Here is a 19,616-nt window from a genome sequence, read left to right on the forward strand (position 1 = left end):
TTAAAGAAAACTTAAAATAAATCAGCATATCCAATTTTTACATTTTTAGCATTTTATTTTACATACATATAATCCTAAAAAAGAGCTATACTTAACTTGTTTATAAGTTCAATAAATTACATAAATGACTATGGGGTGAATTAATTATGAAAAATAATGAATCTACTAAATTAAGTGAGATTGCCCAGAAAAGCCTAGCTTCTTTGATGTCCGATTATCAAACAACATCTCAAGGATTAACACAAACAGATGCTGATAATCGTCTTAAAAAATATGGTGAAAATACTATCCAAACAGTCAAGAAGCGTTCAGAATTATTTGTTTTTATTGAGAATTTTACATCAATGATGGCTATTCTTCTTTGGGTATCTGGTATTATTGCAACTTTTTCTGGGATGCTTGAACTGGGAATTGCCATATGGACAGTTAACGTTATTAATGGTTGCTTCTCCTATTGGCAACAACATGCGGCTCAAAAAGCGACTGATTCCTTAAAAAAAATGCTTCCTTCCTATGTTAAAGTCACTCGAAATGGGAAAATCAAACAAATTCGAGAAGAAGAATTAGTTCCGGGAGATTTATTTACACTGCAAGCTGGTGATGCTATTCCTGCAGATGCCAGAATATTTAATTGCTCAAACTTGCAGGTGGATGAATCTTCACTGACAGGGGAGTCATTACCAGTCGATAAAGGAAACCAGTACCAACAGGGTGACGGAAAATTTGCTCAAAATAATATTGTTTTCGCGGGTACAACTGTGACCAGTGGCACTGCCAGTGGGATTGTTTTTGCAACAGGAATGACAACTGAATTTGGAAGAATTGCCCAACTCACTCAAAATCAGAAAAAGGTCATCTACCCACTGCAACGAGAACTAAATCAGTTGACCAGACAATTAACTTTAATTGCGATTTCAATTGGTACCGTTTTCTTTTTATTGGCAATTTTTTTTGTTCATTCTCCAATCGCATCTTCCTTTATTTTTGCACTTGGGATGATTGTAGCCTTTATCCCAGAAGGTCTGCTACCAACCGTTACACTCTCACTTGCTCAAGGAACACAACGAATGGCAAAGCATCATGCGTTGTTAAAAAACTTAAATAGCGTTGAAACACTTGGTGAAACAACTGTTATTTGTTCAGATAAAACTGGTACACTCACTCAAAACCAAATGACGGTTAACCATATTTGGTTGATTTCCAAACAATATGATGTAAGTGGAACTGGCTATTTTACAAACGGCTCCGTGTCATCAGCAAGCGGAAATATTATTCTTGAGGAAGAAGCTGACTTAAGAGAACTTCTTCAAATTGCAACGCTCGATAATGATACAGAAGTCACAGAAGGAAAAGAAAACGAGAAATCTAAGATTTTAGGAACCCCGACTGAAGCTGCCTTAATAATTTTAACTAGAAAGGCTGGAATTGATAGCCAGCATGAAAATCAAAAATTTCCACGTTTGAAAGAATTACCCTTTGATTCAAATCGAAAATTAATGTCAATAATTTCAAAAACACAGACAGGAACTCCAATAATATATACCAAAGGTGCATTAAGCAGTGAGCTTCAGATTTGCGACCAAATTCTTGATGCTGGGCAAATTAGAGCACTTACTGAAGCAGATCGAAAAAAGATACTAGCAATCAACGAAAAATATGCTCGTGAAGGCTTAAGATCACTTGCGTTTTCTTTTCGCAAAGTTGTTGATCAAGATCCGCTTATGGATCAAAAAATTGATAGCTATACTATTGAAAATGCGGAACGTCATATGGTTTTCGTTGGCTTAGTAACAATGTCTGATCCACCTCGTCCAGAAATCTTTGATGCTGTAAAGAAATGCCACCATGCTAGTATTAAAATTATTATGGTAACAGGTGATAGTCCAATTACAGCTAAAAGTATTGCAACAAAAATTGGTATTACATCAGATAAAGCCCGAATTATTACGGGAAGTGAGTTAGATCAATTGTCTGATGACGATCTTCAAAGGGCCGTTAAAGATGAAGTTATTTTTGCCAGAGTTGCACCTGAACATAAATTCAGAATTGTATCGATGTGTCAAAAAAACGGAGAAATTGTTGCTTCAACAGGTGACGGTGTTAACGATGCCCCAGCTTTGAAAAGGGCTGATATTGGAATTGCAATGGGTGTAACAGGGACAGATGTTGCAAAAGATGCAGCTGATATGATTTTAACCGATGACAACTTCGCTTCAATTGTAAGCGCGATTGAAGAAGGTCGAACAGTCTACAAAAACCTGCAAAAATTCTTATTGTATATTCTTAACAGTAATGTACCTGAAGCTGCACCATCTATTGTATTTCTGTTAACTAAGGGTTTGGTACCTCTCCCCCTAACTGTCATGCAAATCTTAACGGTTGACTTAGGAACTGATCTTTTACCTGCACTAGGACTTGGTGTTGAAAAAAGTGAACCAGGAGTCATGGATCTTCCGCCTCGCCCACGAGATAGTCATTTACTTAATAAATCGATTATCATAAAAGCCTTTGTATTATATGGCTTGGTTGCTTCTATTATTTCAATCTGTGCTTATTTCTTTGTCAATTATATTCATGGATGGCCATCCGTTGCCCTCATGGCTTCTGGGGCAGGATACGCTAAAGCAACTACAATGACATTAGGTGCCATTATTTTCTGTCAAATTGCAGCTGCAATGAACTGTCGTACACAAATTTCTTCTGTTTTTTCAATTGGACTTTTCAGTAATCGACGAATCTGGTTGGGAATTATCGCAGAGCTTGCATTATTCGCAGTGTTGATATACACCCCATTTCTACAAGAAATTTTTAATACCCAACCCTTGAATCTTGTTGAATGGTTCTTCTTATTCTGCATTCCAATTCCATTATTTTTACTTGAAGAATTGCGAAAATTTTTTGTTCGAAGAACTAAGAGTCACAACTGATTTTAATCTTCGCTTTTTTATTGACAGCACATGGTGCTTTATTGCAAATAATAAAAAACATGGTCTCTTCAAGAGGAAACCATGTTTTTTATTGTTTACTATCATTCGGATATAAATCCTTAATTACTTTTCAAATTTGAAAGCTATTACAATCTGCTTCAAATTATCTGCCGTTTTTTGTAATTCGGCTACGTGCTCAGTGAAGTTCTCCATTGTTGCAAGAACTTCTTCTGAGTTAGCTGAGACTTCTTCTGTTCCGGCTGAGTTCTCCTCAGTTGAAGCCGAAATATTTTCTAAATTGCCATCAATCTGTTCATGTGCTTTCTGAATTTCATTACTTGCTTTTTCTATTTCTTGAATGTCTTGAATCAACTTTTGATTCACTGCAAAAACATTTTTTGAAGAATCGATTGCTTGGTCAATTAATTTAGTTTGTTGTCTTCCACCAGTAATTGAATCACCCATTTTCTGGACCATCTCTTCAGAATCTGCTTTTATTTTCTCCAGTATTACACTAATTCCTTTCGTTGAATCCTTACTTTGATTTGATAATTTTCGAATTTCAGTAGCGACAACCGCAAACCCTTTTCCTGCTTCACCGGCTCCCGCAGCCTCAATTGAAGCATTTAGAGCTAATAGATTTGTTTGTCGTGAAATTCCATCAATGGTTGAAACAATTTTGTTAATGTTTTGCACTCGTGCATTTAAATTACTAGTGCTTTTTTCTAACTCTTCCATTTTGTTCAATTCCTGAGCCCAATTAGTTGAGACTTGATCCGTAAGTTTTAAATTATGCTTATTTAGTGTAGCTGCATTATTTGAACTTTCATTCATTCGCTTCACGTTCTGGTGCATTACACTAATAATGCCTGATAATCTTTTTAGATGTGCAACACTTTCAGAAGTTTCTTGTGCTTGAGAGGTTGTAACCTGTGCGATTCCAGTAATTGCTTGTGTCACTTCTTCCGTTGCTTTATTTGTTTGCATTGAGAGATCTAACAACGAATTTGATTTATTTGCAACTGTCCTACTTTCTTCTTGCACATTTCCAATTGCTTTACCTATTGAATCAACCATTTCATTAAAATAATATGCAATTTGATTGAGCTCTTGTCCATTTTTATTTGGTTCAGCCATTTTATAACCTAACTTCTCTGGTTTGATTAACAAATTAAACACGTTTTTGTTATTACTAGCTTTAATTCTAGTAAATTTACTTTGCCCAGCATTTTTAAACTCACTAATGAATACCTGTGCCATTGCCTTTAATATCTTACTTACATAGAAACTAAATAGCAGCGTAGCTAAAATTATAATAATAGCAAACACTAGAAAATTTAAAATTAGTCCGTTCAATTCTGTATTTAAGTCACTCTGATCAACTGCCGCAAAAGACCAGACAGTGTGATCACCTGTTTGCCCCTTATTAAAATAAACTTTTATATTGCTTTCTGTATTTAGCTGTATTACTCCTCGATTGCCCACTGCTTGCTTAATTTCTTTGAAAATTTCTTTTTGCTTAATACTTTGTCCACTTTTAAAAGTATATTTCTTAGATTTCCCTTTTGAGGCAATAACAGTTCCTTCATCATCTATTAATGTCACACTACCTGTTCGACCAATTTTTAATGCAGCGATTGCTTCTTCAATATTATGGTACGAGAGATTGATAGCTAAAACTCCCACCTGACCGTTCATATTTTTAACTTGCAATGAAGCAGTTCTAATCATTTGTTTTGACTTTTTATCCTTATAAGGTGCAGTCCACGTCACTGCACCTTTAGAAAGTGTAGCATTCTTATACCAAGAACTCTTCGCTGACCCTGTACTTCCTGAAATTTTACCAGATGCAACCATCTGACCATCACTTGTTCTAAATCCAATTCCTTTAATATTTGAATTGCTTTCTTTGACTATTCTTAATACTTGTTTTATTTGATTAAGTTGATATTTCTTGCCACTAAAAACATCTTCATTAGCTAATTTCTGTAAGATATTAATAGTTGATGTATGAATTTTTTTTCTTCAGCCATCAAATTAACTGCAGCTCCTTGCTGACTTAACAAATTTCGATTGGTCAATAATTTGCGGCTAGTAAAATATGACCCTGTTAGTACCACTATCAAAGCCATTAAAGTTGTAAAAATTAAAATATACCTTACATATCGTCCGATACTGTGCTTTGTACTAATCTTTCTTATCATAAAAGACTCTCCCACCATATAATGTTATAAGGAACACTATCATATATCGGAAATTTCATTAAATTTTTAATCTAGCAAAGACATAGCAAGCACAAAAAGTTTCGGCTAAAAAATTAGGAATTATAATTAGAAGTACTGTAACGTTTATGCCTTTAGTGAGATTAGCCAAAAAACAATCAGCACTAATGAGCTCCACTGCTTTTTAAATTATTAGAAATGATTACTCCACATTACCAAAGTTTAACTTTTCTTGATTGAAATACACCACATATTATTTAGCTCTTTTCAATTTATTACCAACGTGAAACACTTTACCATAGCAAGGGCTATTCCAATAAAAAAGCCATGGTCCCTTCAAGGGTAACCATAGCCTTAATTTTTACGCTAAGTCTTCGCCATTCGAAAGAATAACTTTCTTATACCAATAAAAAGAATCTTTTTTTATCCGCTTCAATGACCCATTGCCTTCATCATCCTGGTCAACGTAGATAAATCCATAACGTTTGGACATTTCTGAAGTTGAAAAACTAATGAGGTCAATTGGCCCCCACATCGTATAGCCCATAAGTTGAACACCGTCTTTGATAGCCTGCTTCATTTGTTCGATGTGTTTTCTCAGATAATTAATTCGATAATCATCATGAATTTTACCGCTTTCGAGTTTGTCTAAAGCACCAAGACCGTTTTCAACAATAAATAATGGTTTTCGATAACGATCCCACATCTCATTCAAAGTAATTCGCAAACCAACAGGATCAATCTGCCAGCCCCAGTCAGATTCTTCAAGATACTTATTACGACCACCCGTTGACATATTACCATTGACTTCTTCTTCGGCTATAGCACTGGTAACAGTTGTCATATAATAACTGAAACTCACAAAATCAACTGGCGATTCCGCCAGAACTTGCTGGTCATGAGCAGCCATTTTTATCTGAATTCCATTTTCAGAAAAATATCTGTTCATGAATTCTGGGTACTCACCGCGTGCCTGTACATCAGTAAAAAATAAATTTTTCTGATCTTCCAACTGTGCTGCACGAACATCTTCTGGCTTACATGTTGCTGAATATGTTTGCATTCTTGCTAGCATACATCCCATCTTTGCCTCTGGATCAATTTCATGCAGTTGTTTAGTGGCAATTGCACTAGCAACCAGTTGATGATGAAGTGCTTGATAGCGGACATTTTCCTGTTCTTGTTTCTTTAAATGACTATCAACGACACCTGTTTCATGAAAACCCCAAGTTCCCGTGTTAATCTCATTAAAACTCAACCAATACCGAACACGCCCACGATAATGTTTAAAAACGACTTCAGTATAATGGGTAAAATCAGCAATCGTTCTACGATCCAGCCAACCATTTTGTTTTTGCGTAAGCGCAAGTGGCATCTCATAATGAGAAAGTGTAATTAGTGGTTCAATATTATATTTTTCCAGTTCATCCAAAACACGGTCATAAAATGCTAATCCCTTTTCATTTGCCTGTTGTTCATCCCCCTGTGGGAAAATGCGTGCCCACGCAATCGAAAAACGAAACACTTTGAAACCCATTTCCGCAAAAAGTTTGATATCTTCTTTATAATGGTGATAGAAATCAACTCCGCGACGCTTTGGATAGTTAACCGTTGTCAGATCATTAGTCGCTTCTTTTATTGATTTAGCATCAACTACATTCATTGACATTTTCTTACGATCGTCTGCTTTTCTTACAACTTCTGCAGTGGTCAAGCCTTTGCCATCAACATTCCAAGCTCCTTCAATTTGATTGGCAGCAGTCGCACCACCCCATAGAAACTCTTTTGGAAATTCTTTTGGAAAACTTGATTTATACATATAACTATCTCCTTTTGTCGAAAAATCCTATTTTATCAGTTGTAATGATAGAAGCATATTTTGATCTGCTTCTGTATCTTTAGTTACCTCCACCTCATACTGTTTAGTATTCGTGACAATCATCATAACTGTGTTATCATATCCATTTGCTTTGATCTGTTCAGCATCAAACGTAATCAGTTCTTCTCCTTGATTAACATGCTGCCCTTGCTTAACTTTTGTTTCAAAATATTTTCCATTTAATTTTACTGTGTCTATTCCAATATGAATCAATATTTCTGCACCTTGATCTGAAATGATTCCAATCGCATGTCCAGTTGGATAAACTGCACTAATTGTTCCACTAACAGGTGAAGCAACTCTATCATTTGTTGGAACAATTGCAATTCCCTTTCCCATGGCCTCTGACGCAAAAACTTCATCTTTAACGCTTGTTAGTGGGATAATCGTTCCTTTCACTGGTGCAGCTAATGTATCTAGATTCTGACTATTTCCCTGTGTATCTTCTTTACTCATTCCAAATAAATATGTTAGTACTGTACCCAAAACAAATGCCACTGCAATTCCAATCAAGGAACCAACAAATCCTTTCCCAACATATGTTGGGATTGCTAGTAAACTAGGAAGTGTGAAAGAACTAGCTCTAACTTGAAAACCACCAATAATTGCTCCACCGATACCACCAGCAATAACTGCACAGATAAATGGTCTTTTTAGCTTCAAAGTCAAACCGTAAATAATTGGCTCAGTGATTCCAAAGATACCTGTAATGACTCCCGAACCTGCTAATGCTTTTTGCTTTTTATTCTTTGTTTTCAAGAAAATTCCTAATGCTGCACCTGCCTGGGAAATAACGGCAGCACATAAAATTGGTAGCAATGGATCGTAACCCATTTTACTAAGATTGTTCATCATTACTGGTACAAAAGTCCAATGTACTCCAAAAATAACAAATACTTGCCAGAAGGCTCCCATAATTGCCCCTGCTAGTGCTGGTGCAAAATTATAAACTGATGAGACCATTGTTGATAATATATTCCCAACAGATGATCCAAGTGGTCCAACGACAATCATTGTTAGTGGAACCATGATTACCAATGAAAATAACGGTGTAAAGATATTCCTGATTGCTTCAGGAAAAAGCTTATTCAGTACAGGTTCGATAAATGACAGAACCCAAACGGCTAAAAGAATCGGAATAACTGATGATGTATATGTGGTTGGAACAACCGGGATGCCAATAAAATGAATAGTTTGTGCTTTAGTTGCAGTAGCAACAAGTGTCGGATACACTAATGCAGATGCAAGAGCAACTGCTACAAATTGATTGACATTTAATCGCTTAGAAGCTGTGAACGCAAGGAAGATTGGCAAAAAGTTAAATAATGCATCACCCGCAGCATATAAGATTTCATAAGTTCCGCTTGTTGTACTCATCCAATTAAGTGCCACAAATAGTGCAAGTAGCCCCTTTAAAATTCCGGCTCCTGCCAAGGCCCCTAGAAATGGGGTGAAAGTTCCTGAAATAAATGCTATGAAACGATTAACAAGATTTTTTTCCTTCTCTTGTGGTTGAGTACTCTGATCTTCATTTTCTAGACCTGTTTGTTTTGCTAAAGCATTAAAAACATTTGCTACAGCATTCCCGACAACAATTTGATATTGTCCCGCAGATTGAACCACTGTGATTACACCATCTAAATCCTCAATCTTTTGAGTATCCGCCTTTGATTCATCTTTCAGCTTAAATCTAAGTCGTGTTGCACAATGCCATGCAGTATTGATATTGTCTTTACCTCCAATATCTTTTACAATATCTGATGCTAGTTTTTCATAGTCCATATTACTTCACTCCTAAAGTTATTTTTAAAACAAAAACCCAAGTCAATATCAAACTCAGACTAAAAGTGTCTGGATCTCATATTGACTTGGGTTTTGCCTAATTTAATAGTTACAATCCCTTTTATTCATTTTTTTATTAATGTCATCTAGAATACGCTGTACATGTATTGTTAGATAAATTTGTTCGTTTATTGAAAGCTTAATCTGCAGTTGACCGCTAATAAAAGCTGTTACTTTTTTTGTACATTCAAACGATGTTGGGTACTTTTTAACTAGATGTTGAAATAAAAAATCATCATCGCTTCCAGAATCATTAATCTTCTTTTGTAAAATACGTTCAGCTAAAAATCTAAGATGAACTAAAAAGCGGCGATAGCTCATTGTGTTGGGATCAAGCTTAATCTGTAATTGATACTGAACAATTTGAACAATATCCCCTATTAGTTTTGTCATTTTTACTGTATCACCACTTTGGGGATGATCAACGCTGCTCTCAAGCAGTTTCATTGCAATGAAACCTACTTCATCTTCTGGGAGCTTTATTCCGATTTGTTGGTTAACAATTTCAAGAGCCGCACTAGCAGCTTGATACTCATTTGGGTAATAGTTCTTTATTTCCCATAAAATCTCGTTATGAATCTGAATGCCTTGCTTATATCTAGTAACTGCAAAATCAAGATGATCAGTCAGCGATATTAATAAATAATCATTGAATTTCGCATGGAGTATTTCACCCGCCTGCTGAATTATTCGCGCAGATATCTCAAGATATTCTGCCGAAATATTTTGAGTCAGATCATGAAACAAAGTAAACCACTTGTCATCGGTTGGTGCAAACACCTGACTAACCTTATCTTTTTCAACAGTCATCCCCGGCCTTTGTTGAAATCCTATTCCACGACCGACCAATACCACCTCCTGATCTCCGTTATTTGCTAAAAGAACATTGTTATTAAAAACCTGTTTGACCTTCATAGATTCTCCCCAGATTTCCTAAATAATGATGTAAAAAAACCTGTACACAAACCTTAGTATAAACTATTACTAGCCTACACGTTCAATCTGTGACAGGTTTTGCCCGCTTATGAGAGCGGTAACAATCCTTCGACAATTAAGATATTACTACTTTTCAAATTTTTTTGCAAGTGCTTTATTTAAGTTTCTGAACCCACGCCTACCAATTCACTATCAAATCGCTTCCCAGCCTCTTCCCAGTTCACAATGTGCCAGAATGCTTCCACATATTTTGGTCTAAGGTTCTGGTACTTTAAATAATATGCATGTTCCCAAACATCGATACCTAAGACTGGTGTCAACCCAACTGAAAGCGGAGAATCTTGATCGGCTGTTGTCATGATTTTCAATTGACCAGCATTGTCTTTCACAAGCCACGCCCAACCTGAACTAAAAACCTTCATAGCAGCTTCCGTAAATTGTTGCTTGAACTTTTCAAAACTACCGAACTCACTATCAATTGCTTCTCGCAAATTTCCTTCTGGATTAGTATCAAAATGTGGTGAAAGAAGCTTCCAAAAAAGTGAATGATTAGCATGTCCACCACCACTGTTACGTACAGCTTTTCTAATATTTTCTGGTATTTTGTCCAATTGGCCCACCAGTTCTTCTACTGGAAGTTCAGATAATCCCGGATGATCTTTCAAAGCTGCATTCAAATTATTAACATACGTTTGATGATGCATATCATGGTGCAAACGCATTGTCTGCTCCTCAATATAAGGTTCTAATGCACTGTAATCGTACGGCAAATCTGGAAGTTTATATACCATATGATTGATCTCCTTTCGTTTGTAAGGGCTTTCTACTAATCTAATTTTAGTTCATAAATACCTAAAAAGCGAAGAAAATGCTTGTGTTTTCAGATGTTGTAACTTACAAATTTAATTCAAATCCTCAAAAAATAATTACGTAAACTTGATTTCCCTAGTTAAATCATACAAAAGATAGCATCCTCTTTTTACCTACATTATACTTTTAAAAAAAGTGCCCCATAATAATTAGACTTTTTGAGGTCTAACTATTATAAAGCACTTCAAAAGTTAAATTTTGATTTTATCAAAGTCATTATCCCAAAACGGTTTTGATATTTGCAAATTCTCTAATTCCTAGGTCACTTAATTCACGACCATAACCAGATTTTTTAATACCGCCAAACGGCAATTCTGGTAATGAAGATAATGGTTGATTAACCGCAATTTGTCCAGTTTCGATTTTTGAAGCTAATTTACGCGCCTTATTTAAATCTTCAGAATAAATTGCACCACCAAGACCATAATTTGAATGATTTGCCAATTCAACAATTTGCTTTTCATCATCAACCCTGTAAAGCTGAGCAACTGGCCCAAATAATTCGTGATCATACATCGGATTATCATACGTCATTCCACTAATAATCAAAGGATTAAAGAATGCACCTGGTCCTTCAACTGGCGTTGGGTCACCCCACAAAACTTTAGCACCGCCATCTAAGACAGCCTTGATTTGCTTTTGTAATTGCTGTTGAGCATTTTTGGAGGATAGTGGAGCTAATGTTGTTTTTTCATCCAAAGGATCACCTTGTTGATACTTAGCAAATTCCTTCTTGATAGCTGCTAAAAACTCATCATAAATCCCACTTTGAACCAAGTAACGTTTAGAAGACGTGCAAGCTTGTCCAGCGTTACGTAAACGACCACTGACAGCACCAGCCACAGCTTTTTTCAAATCAGCATCATTTAAAACAATGCAGACATCTGTGCCGCCAAGTTCCATTGTTGATTTTTTAAGATTATGACCGGCTTCAGCTGCTATCAACTCGCCTGCCTTTTCTGAACCAGTCAACGCTACACCTTGGACACGTGGATCACTAATCATCTGATTGACTTGATCATAAGTAACAAATAAATTTTTAAATGCCCCTGTTGGTAGACCTGCAGCTTGGCAAGCCTCATCAAATGCCTGGGCACATTCTGGAACAATGCTGGCATGCTTAAGAATCACTGGATTTCCAAGAATGAAGTTAGGTGCAAAAACACGCATAACCTGAGTATATGGAAAATTCCAAGGTTCAACAGCGACGACCGCACCAATTGAACTAAATTCAAGATGAGCTTTGCGACCGCCAGCCATGGCAGTATAATCTTGATCTTCCAAAGCTGCTGCGCCCTTATCAACGTAATAGCGAGCAAAGGCAACTGTTTTCTTGACTTCTCCCCGGGCTTCACTAATCAATTTACCCATGTTAGTGGTTAAAAAGTTAGCATAGTAATCAGTTCTTTTCGTAAATTCATCGGCTAAGGCAGATAATTGCTCTGCTCGTTGTTCAATCGACTGTTCCTTAGCTTGTTGATAAAAATTATTTGCATTTGTTAAAGTTTGTTCAACTTCTTCATCTGTTGCTACAGAAAATTCTTTGAGTATTTTCCCATTATATGGGCTAACTACACGATATGACATTAAAAATCTTCCCCTTTCTCCTTTAGAGATAACACACCATCATTATAGTAAACAATTGCTAATAAAATCAATCACCTATATTAATTATTTTAGAGTACATTAACTAATACAATTCCCACAAAAATTACATATTCCTCAATCACTTTCAGCTTGAAGTTGTAGTTATCTATATCTATGTGTAAAAAAAGCACCTCCAAAAACTTGATTCACATGTCCAAGCTTTGTTCGGCACTCCTCTTATATCACACTCTCCAACGTCTAGATTCACTAGTACTTGTTGACAAGGATCTTCTCTATCTCAGTACTTAATATCACGACTTTCTGCTATGGTATCTGTAAAGTCTGATTCAGATTGGTAAAATTGATAGTGTTTTAAATTCAAAAAGTATTCTAGACTTGCCTCATCCTTGAATCAACTTGAAGTCTTTGAGTATTTTGTTCAACTTATGCTACATAAAAAAGTTATAGTTTCTTTGTTATAATTTATGATTTCTACTATTTTTATGCTTTACAATTCATTCCACCTATTAGTTGCAGTGCATAACGTACTGTAATTAGGAATTCCATTCAAAAATCTATTTGAATCACAGATATTTCTTTACTCACCATATACTTGGTACCACACCATAAAAGTCAGAATAGTCCAAAGCTTTCTTGAATTATCTTTTCTTTTTCTGCGATGTTCCTCCAATAAATTCAAAAAGTAATCTTTATCAAAGTACTTATCTGTCTGTGATTTTTTAATAATATCCCGTGCCCATTCATACATTTCAGCTCGCAACCAAACTCTAATTGGAACTGGAAAACCTAATTTGCTTCGTTCCAACACATGATCAGGTACTAATCCTTTAACAGCTTTTCTCAAAATATATTTAGTTGTTCCATGAGAAATCTTATACTCTGATGGAATATGTCTAGCAACTTCAAAAACATCTTTATCTACAAAAGGTGTCCGCAATTCTAAGCTATGCGCCATCGTTGTTCGATCCGCATTATGCAACAAATCGCCACTAAGCCACGAATGCACATCAATAAACTGCATTTTACTAACCGCATCGTTCTTGCATGCATCTTGGTACAATGGTTTAGTGAAAAGTTGAAATGGATGATTACAATTATAGTTTTTAAAGAATTTATTTTTCTGTTTTTCATTAAAAATAAATGCATTTCCGACATAACGTTCCTCTAGCGGAGTCGTTCCTCGTAAAACAAAGTTACGCCCTTTCACACCTTCTGGAATTAGATGTGCTATTTGGTTTAACATTTTATTAATTCTTTTAGTGTGTTCAAAAAATTTCAATGAAAGTGGCTCATGGTACATTTTGTATCCACCAAAGAATTCATCGGCTCCTTCACCCGTTAAAGCAACTTTTACCTTTTTTCTTGCTTCACGTGCAACAAAATACTGCGGAATAGCCGCTGGATCTGCTAAGGGATCATCCATACTCCACACAAAATGCGGAAATTCTTGCATAAATTCCACTGGATCAATGACATAACTCGTGTTTTTTACACCTAATTGTGCTGCCGTCATTTCTGCAACATCTAGTTCACTATAACCTTCTTGCCCAAAGCCAACCGAGAATGTCTCTAACTGAGAATTGAATTGTTTTGCTAAAGAAACAATAATTGCAGAGTCAATTCCACCTGATAAGAACGCCCCAACAGGAACATCCGCACTCATATGCTTTTCAACAGACTCAACTAAACAATCACGTATTTGTTTTTCATACTCTTTCTCAGATAATTTAATTGGTTCAAATTCTGCATAGAAATATCGTTCAACTTTAACCTCTTTACCTGGTTCAACGCTAAGTGAGCATCCTGGTTGCAAGGATTCAACATTTTCATACATCGTTTCATTCTCAGGAACATACTGATATGTCATATAATCCTGTAATGCATCCTCATTCAAGTCTTTTTTCTGTAATATCTTATAAATTGCCTTATTTTCAGAAGCATAATAGAAATCTCCCTCATTAATTGAATAATAAAAAGGTTTAATTCCAAAATGATCCCGTGCTGCAAATAATTTCTTGGCAACACTATCCCAAATAACAAAAGCAAACATACCTCGGAAAAAAGAAACACATTTTTCAGAATATTTAGCATACATGGCTAAAATAATTTCTGAGTCTGTATTAGTTTTGAAAGTATAGCCTTCTTGCTCTAGTTGCTTGCGCAATTCAATGTAATTATATATTTCTCCATTAAAAGTCAACCAATATCGTTCATTATCATACTCCATTGGCTGATGTCCGTTTTTTAGGTCGATTATACTTAAACGCCTAAAACCCATAGTGATATTCTTGTCTTGAAAATATCCTTCGTCATCTGGTCCCCTATGAATAATCATATTATTCATATCATTAATCTTTTTATACTTTATCTCGTTTTTCCCTATACTATTTGTCAATAGTCCAACAAAACCACACATAGTACACCCCTTTTTTTGATCAATTCCCCAATCTACTAAATTATAATTTTTTCCCCAAAAAAATTCCATTTAATTTAATTTCTGAACAAAAACTTATTACTTTATTAATTTTTGTAAATATCCACTGTTTCCTGATAAAAATACGTCCTCTGATTCTTTTAATATTAAGAACTCAAGTGCTCTAACGTAACAAAAAATTACAATATTGAATGAAGTATCCGAGACACAAAAAAAGACATGGTTTTTGAGGAAAACCACGTCCTTTATTATTTATTATCACTTTTTATTAAAACTTTTCTCTGCTTACTAGGTCATATTTTGTTCTAAATTGCTGGTCCTTATTGGTTACCTTTCAGAGGTAATTGCAACTCTATCGTACTCAGATCACCTGTATTTTTTTGATCAATATGGTAGATCTCTCGGATTGGTCTTGAAACCTCATAACCATTTTCTTTCACCCAAGCAATTAATTTATTACCAGTAACACCAATATCGTTGAATCCTCCTGTGTGAATAATAGATGCAACCTCTTCAGATGGAATTTCTCTAATCACTACATTCGATTTTTCATCGACTACCAGTCCATGCGTTAAAGGTTCAACAATTTCTTGATCCACTATTTTGTTATCTTGATTCAAATATAATCCAGAATAGTACAATGTGAGACATGGTGTCGACAATAAGCCCCCATTTTTTTTAATTTCATTTTCTAGCTTATCCCATAAATTCGTTGAAAATTCATCATATTTCTTTGTACCTTTGTCGTATTGATCTCTCAGTGTAGCAGCCAAAAAAGCACGTGTTGTTTTTACTGTAATCCCGTTCACCATATCGAATCCTCCATTATTATACAGGAAGAGACTAGCTTGAATATGTTTGATTTGATCTTCAGTATGTTTAATTTTTGTTTGCAACTCTGGAATCTGACGATCGGCAATAACTCTAATCATCTTAGCATCATTTGATGGAACAGAAAAAAAGTCACTCATATCTTTCAATGGAACTCCTAATTCTTTTAGAGAGTTTATTTCAGCTACTCGCGATAATTGCTTTGGCTCATAGTCTCGATACTTATTATTTTGATTAACACTGTTTGGTTTAAGAATATTCAATTTATCATAGAATCGCAGTGTGTACACTGATACCCCACTAATTTTGGAAAACTCATCAATCCTCAAGTTTCGTCCTCCCCGTTTTAGTATATTGAAATATTGTACTTTCGAAAGTTACTCTAAGCTATCAATTGATAGTTTTATTTTAAACTATAGAGTAACTATAAGGTCAATAAGAACGTTTTAAAACTTTTTATTAACAAAATCGTTCTCTTGCTCATATGATTGGTAGAGTTATCTTATTATAACTAAAAATTACTAAAGCATTAACTTTATAAAAATATTTTTGCTGACATACTAAATAAAAAAGACAGCCGAGGTGTTTTGATTGACCACTTGCTATTGCTATTAAAAAGGATGTTAGTGACTGTCTAGGACAGTTAGACTAACATCCATGAAAAACATTGAATTCTCAAACTTCTTTTGAAGCCTTTTTTGATGACATATTGCAGGTGATTTAATAATTTATTGTAAAGACCAAATCAAAGTAATTCTTCTAATTAATTCCTACTCTTTTTTATACCAACCATCGCTCCAATACTACCTAGAATAGTCAACAGCAGACCCCAAATCGTCACTATACTTTCATTTTTTTCGCCCGTCTGTGGGAGCTCATTTTGAGATTTGTTTCTTGTAGTATCCGAACGCAGTCCCTTTATCTTAGAACTTTGAATTGCCTTAAACTTATTGTTGACTATTTTTGTGCCCTCAACTTTTTTATTATCAAAACTCAAATTATCAAATTTATTTGCAGCATTGTTTACACCACTATTGTTATCTAAATTACTATTATTGGAACCCGAATTGCCCTCATTACCATCAGGCTTTTGAGAATTTTCTGCAATTACAGTTACAGTTATCGTTTTTGAAATTGTGTTGCCCTGACTGTCTGTATAACTGTATGTTACCTTGTAACTCCCGGCTTTTGTTGTATCTACACTACCACTAACTGTTATATCTTTTAGATTTATCTGATTACCTTTAGCATCTGTCGCACTGACAAAGTTATCTGCCGCACTCCAACCTGTTTTTGATCCCGCTGTTATCGTACTGTCTTTTACGTCTAATGCAGTTTGGACTTTTGCATATACATAAACAATACTTTGATCTTGTGCAGTATATACATTGTTATCATTTTTATTTTCTGTTTCAGTTTTTGCTAAGTAATAACCATCTATTGCAGGTGGAGTAATATCATAGTTATCTCCTATTTTCCCTGTGTATTGTTTTGAGTCCAACAGATTATTCCCATTAGCATCAACATACTTAACATCGACTCTTGCGCCATTATTCCAAATACTTTCAATAGGATTCAAAGACAGATTCTCTACATTGACGCTTCCACCTTCTGAAAATAGTGCGATGCCAGTTGTACTTTGATTACCAATATTTTCTGGACGCATAAAGAAGTTTTGCGTAATTGATTTTTCTCCATCATTTGCAAATGCCTCAATACTTGTTTCATCAACATAAACTGTTAATGTGATGGTGCCATTGCTTGTGTCAACGTAAGCATTCATCTTGTCTCGTGAATCTCCCATATTCACCTCGCCTGTATTTAACCGTTGAACAAAGAAAAGATGGGTTGTTAAATCATAACCGACTGTCATATAATATTTTCCGTCATCAGATATTCTTAATTTAAAACCAACCGTTTTAGGTAGATTTTCTGTATTCCAAGAAAATGTCGCACTTACTTTATAAGTTGTATTCTCACTTGACAATTTCTTTTCTTCATTATTAAGAGTAGCCGAAGCATCATCACTACTGATAACATTAGCATTTTCATTATTTTTTATTTCAGATACAACATTATTTTTTAACAAATATCCGTCAGTTGAGTTTGAATCCTTTACCAAAGTTAATTCTCTTGGAAGTGTCATATTTCCATACCAAGGTGTAGTTTTAGCTTCCCCTGTATAAGTCCAATTTGATTCCCAACCAAGCATAACAGTGCGATTATTACTCATATTTGCGAAGGTTATTCCAGCATAAAAATCTTCACCAGAATCAAATGTCATTGGGTTTGCCATAGTAGTTGAACTTTCTGGAGTCCAATTACCATTAGCATCAACAGTTCCAACATAATACTGCATTCCTGAGCCAGTTGCATGCGCTCCTTGCTGAACACTGACGCTAAAAATCCATTTGATCTCATTTGTACCCGCAACAGTCATTGGGATTAATGCAGGACACTCCCAAACGCCATCTCCAACATCGTTTTGTCTTTGAATAGTAGATGCATATTCCCAATTTAATAAGTTTTTAGACTTATAGACCAATGCCTCTTGACCTGATACTACTGTAATTAAATATTGTTTATTTTGAGCATCATATACAACATTAGGATCTCTAAAATTGGCCGAGTCTCCACCTTTAGATGCTGTAATTGGGATTATCGCTTGAGGATTAGCTGAATTCCCATCTGAAGAATATTGAATAAATGTCTTGCCGCCATCTAAGCTATACGCAAGATGCTGTTCTTGGATTTCTGTTAAACCAATCCAAGTTCCCCAGCCACCATCTTGGCCATCATTTACCCTCGTAGCAATCTGATAATCTGCAGTGTAAAAAGCTAATATCGCTCCTTTTCCTAAACCGCTTACATTTTCTGTATCAACAACAATACTTCCACTAAAAATATCTTTTTCTCCATTAGCATCTCCCCAATTAGTTGTCGGAGTACCAACATAACGAACTTCTCCATATTGGGCCAAGTTTCCTGTGGTATTAGTATACGTAAAGTCCTCCCATGATTGGTTAGTTAGAACTGGTATTGCAACATCTTCTTGTGTCCAATTAATCATGTCTTTACTTACTGCGTGACCCCAAGACATATTTCCCCACTCATTGCCATCAGGATTATATTGATAATACAAGTTGTATAGACCCGTGGTACTATCATAAAATAACCCATTTGGATCATTCATCCAATTCTCAGATGGTGAATAATGAAATTGATTTCTGTATTCCTCATCATACTGTTCATTTGCAACAACATCATTAGTCACTGAACTACTACTTGTTGTTGCTATACTATTACTTACTGTCGTTGCATCACTGGTATCACTTGTTGCCGTTGTGCTACTGCTTGTTGAAACTGCATTGCTTGTATCACTTGTCGCTGTTGTGCTACTACTTGTTGAGGCTGCATCGCTTGTATCACTTGTTGCTGTTGCGCTACTGCTTGTTGAAACTGCATTGCTTGTATCACTTGTTGCTGCTTTGCTACTACTTGTTGAGGCTGCATCGCTTGTATCACTTGTTGCCGTTGTGCTACTGCTTGTTGAGGCTGCATTGCTTGTATCACTTGTCGCCGTTGTGCTACTACTTGTTGAGGCTATATTGCTCGTATCATCAGAACTTGCTTGGCTACTTTTACTTAATGCAGTTGCAGATACCGTATCTCCTTTAACGACACTAACCTGATAATTAGAGAGAAGTAGTCCACCACTAATAAAAACAATTGAGAAGACCCAATTTTTACCCTGCTTATACATTTTATAATGCTCTTTTTCATTCGACTTTCTATTCATTAGAAATCGTTAGTCCCCCTTCTTAATAACGATTTCACTATATCATCATTGTATTTTTGTGTAAACGCTTTCTATAAGTAAAACTATCCTTTTTTGTGCTTAAAAAAAAGAACTTGTGCTTAAAAGGTAAGTTTGAAATGACACAACAATTCATGATTTCTTTAAGAGATAAAATATAACAGTCATAGTTTATTCTTGTTATTTGCTTGGAGTTACGAAATCTACGAGAGCGAAACAAAATTGTGCTCATTATCTCCCATGACGAAAT

Annotated in this window: 11 protein-coding genes; 1 reads left to right on the plus strand and 10 read right to left on the minus strand. The window is 35.3% G+C overall.

Annotated elements, in window-relative coordinates:
• Positions 1-146: 146 nt before the first annotated feature.
• Positions 147-2,927, plus strand: coding sequence for a cation-translocating P-type ATPase (locus G6O70_RS11720; RefSeq protein WP_057869836.1), 2,781 nt, complete (start codon positions 147-149; stop codon positions 2,925-2,927).
• A 123-nt stretch (positions 2,928-3,050) separates the two neighbouring features.
• Here the strand turns inward: G6O70_RS11720 and G6O70_RS11725 are convergent, their stop codons facing one another.
• From G6O70_RS11725 to G6O70_RS11770, 10 genes are all read right to left on the minus strand, one after another.
• The gene (locus tag G6O70_RS11725) at positions 3,051-4,943 is read right to left on the minus strand and encodes a methyl-accepting chemotaxis protein (RefSeq protein ID WP_309137227.1); all 1,893 of its coding nucleotides are present in this window, start codon (positions 4,941-4,943) and stop codon (positions 3,051-3,053) included.
• On the minus strand, positions 4,907-5,131 hold the full coding sequence (locus G6O70_RS11730; RefSeq protein ID WP_057869838.1) for a hypothetical protein: 225 nt from the start codon (positions 5,129-5,131) through the stop codon (positions 4,907-4,909). Before G6O70_RS11730 ends, G6O70_RS11725 begins: the two co-directional genes overlap by 37 nt.
• A 379-nt stretch (positions 5,132-5,510) precedes the next feature.
• Entirely contained in the window at positions 5,511-6,968 is a 1,458-nt protein-coding gene (locus G6O70_RS11735) for a glycoside hydrolase family 1 protein (protein ID WP_057869839.1), read from the minus strand.
• Positions 6,969-6,995: 27 nt separating this feature from the next.
• Positions 6,996-8,810 (minus strand): beta-glucoside-specific PTS transporter subunit IIABC, encoded by a 1,815-nt coding sequence (locus tag G6O70_RS11740; protein WP_057869840.1) that lies wholly within the window; start codon positions 8,808-8,810, stop codon positions 6,996-6,998.
• Positions 8,811-8,912: 102 nt separating this feature from the next.
• Complete coding sequence (gene licT / locus G6O70_RS11745; protein ID WP_057869841.1) at positions 8,913-9,785, minus strand: BglG family transcription antiterminator LicT; 873 nt, start codon at positions 9,783-9,785, stop codon at positions 8,913-8,915.
• Between the two features lie 179 nt (positions 9,786-9,964).
• Positions 9,965-10,597 carry a superoxide dismutase gene (locus G6O70_RS11750; protein ID WP_057869842.1) on the minus strand — a complete coding sequence of 211 codons (633 nt, stop codon included), beginning with the start codon at positions 10,595-10,597 and terminating at the stop codon, positions 9,965-9,967.
• Positions 10,598-10,892: 295 nt separating this feature from the next.
• The gene (locus G6O70_RS11755) at positions 10,893-12,263 is read right to left on the minus strand and encodes an NAD-dependent succinate-semialdehyde dehydrogenase (RefSeq protein WP_057869843.1); all 1,371 of its coding nucleotides are present in this window, start codon (positions 12,261-12,263) and stop codon (positions 10,893-10,895) included.
• A 598-nt stretch (positions 12,264-12,861) separates the two neighbouring features.
• Positions 12,862-14,700 (minus strand): asparagine synthase (glutamine-hydrolyzing), encoded by a 1,839-nt coding sequence (asnB, locus tag G6O70_RS11760; protein WP_057869848.1) that lies wholly within the window; start codon positions 14,698-14,700, stop codon positions 12,862-12,864.
• Between the two features lie 338 nt (positions 14,701-15,038).
• Positions 15,039-15,878: a MerR family transcriptional regulator gene (locus tag G6O70_RS11765; protein ID WP_057869844.1), complete on the minus strand. Its 840-nt coding sequence runs from the start codon at positions 15,876-15,878 to the stop codon at positions 15,039-15,041.
• A gap of 434 nt (positions 15,879-16,312) precedes the next feature.
• Positions 16,313-19,348, minus strand: a complete 3,036-nt coding sequence (locus G6O70_RS11770) for a GH32 C-terminal domain-containing protein (RefSeq protein ID WP_083481929.1) — start codon at positions 19,346-19,348, stop codon at positions 16,313-16,315.
• Positions 19,349-19,616: the final 268 nt, after the last annotated feature.

Origin of the sequence: Liquorilactobacillus hordei DSM 19519, from assembly GCF_019443985.1 — a bacterium.
Lineage (GTDB): Bacteria > Bacillota > Bacilli > Lactobacillales > Lactobacillaceae > Liquorilactobacillus > Liquorilactobacillus hordei.

Coding starts and splice junctions, on each gene's coding strand:
- G6O70_RS11750 (WP_057869842.1), bottom strand. CDS start 10,597: ATGGTATATAAACTTCCAGATTTGCCGTACGATTACAGTGCATTAGAA.
- G6O70_RS11730 (WP_057869838.1), bottom strand. CDS start 5,131: ATGATAAGAAAGATTAGTACAAAGCACAGTATCGGACGATATGTAAGG.
- G6O70_RS11740 (WP_057869840.1), bottom strand. CDS start 8,810: ATGGACTATGAAAAACTAGCATCAGATATTGTAAAAGATATTGGAGGT.
- asnB (WP_057869848.1), bottom strand. CDS start 14,700: ATGTGTGGTTTTGTTGGACTATTGACAAATAGTATAGGGAAAAACGAG.
- G6O70_RS11770 (WP_083481929.1), bottom strand. CDS start 19,348: ATGAATAGAAAGTCGAATGAAAAAGAGCATTATAAAATGTATAAGCAG.
- licT (WP_057869841.1), bottom strand. CDS start 9,785: ATGAAGGTCAAACAGGTTTTTAATAACAATGTTCTTTTAGCAAATAAC.
- G6O70_RS11720 (WP_057869836.1), top strand. CDS start 147: ATGAAAAATAATGAATCTACTAAATTAAGTGAGATTGCCCAGAAAAGC.
- G6O70_RS11735 (WP_057869839.1), bottom strand. CDS start 6,968: ATGTATAAATCAAGTTTTCCAAAAGAATTTCCAAAAGAGTTTCTATGG.
- G6O70_RS11755 (WP_057869843.1), bottom strand. CDS start 12,263: ATGTCATATCGTGTAGTTAGCCCATATAATGGGAAAATACTCAAAGAA.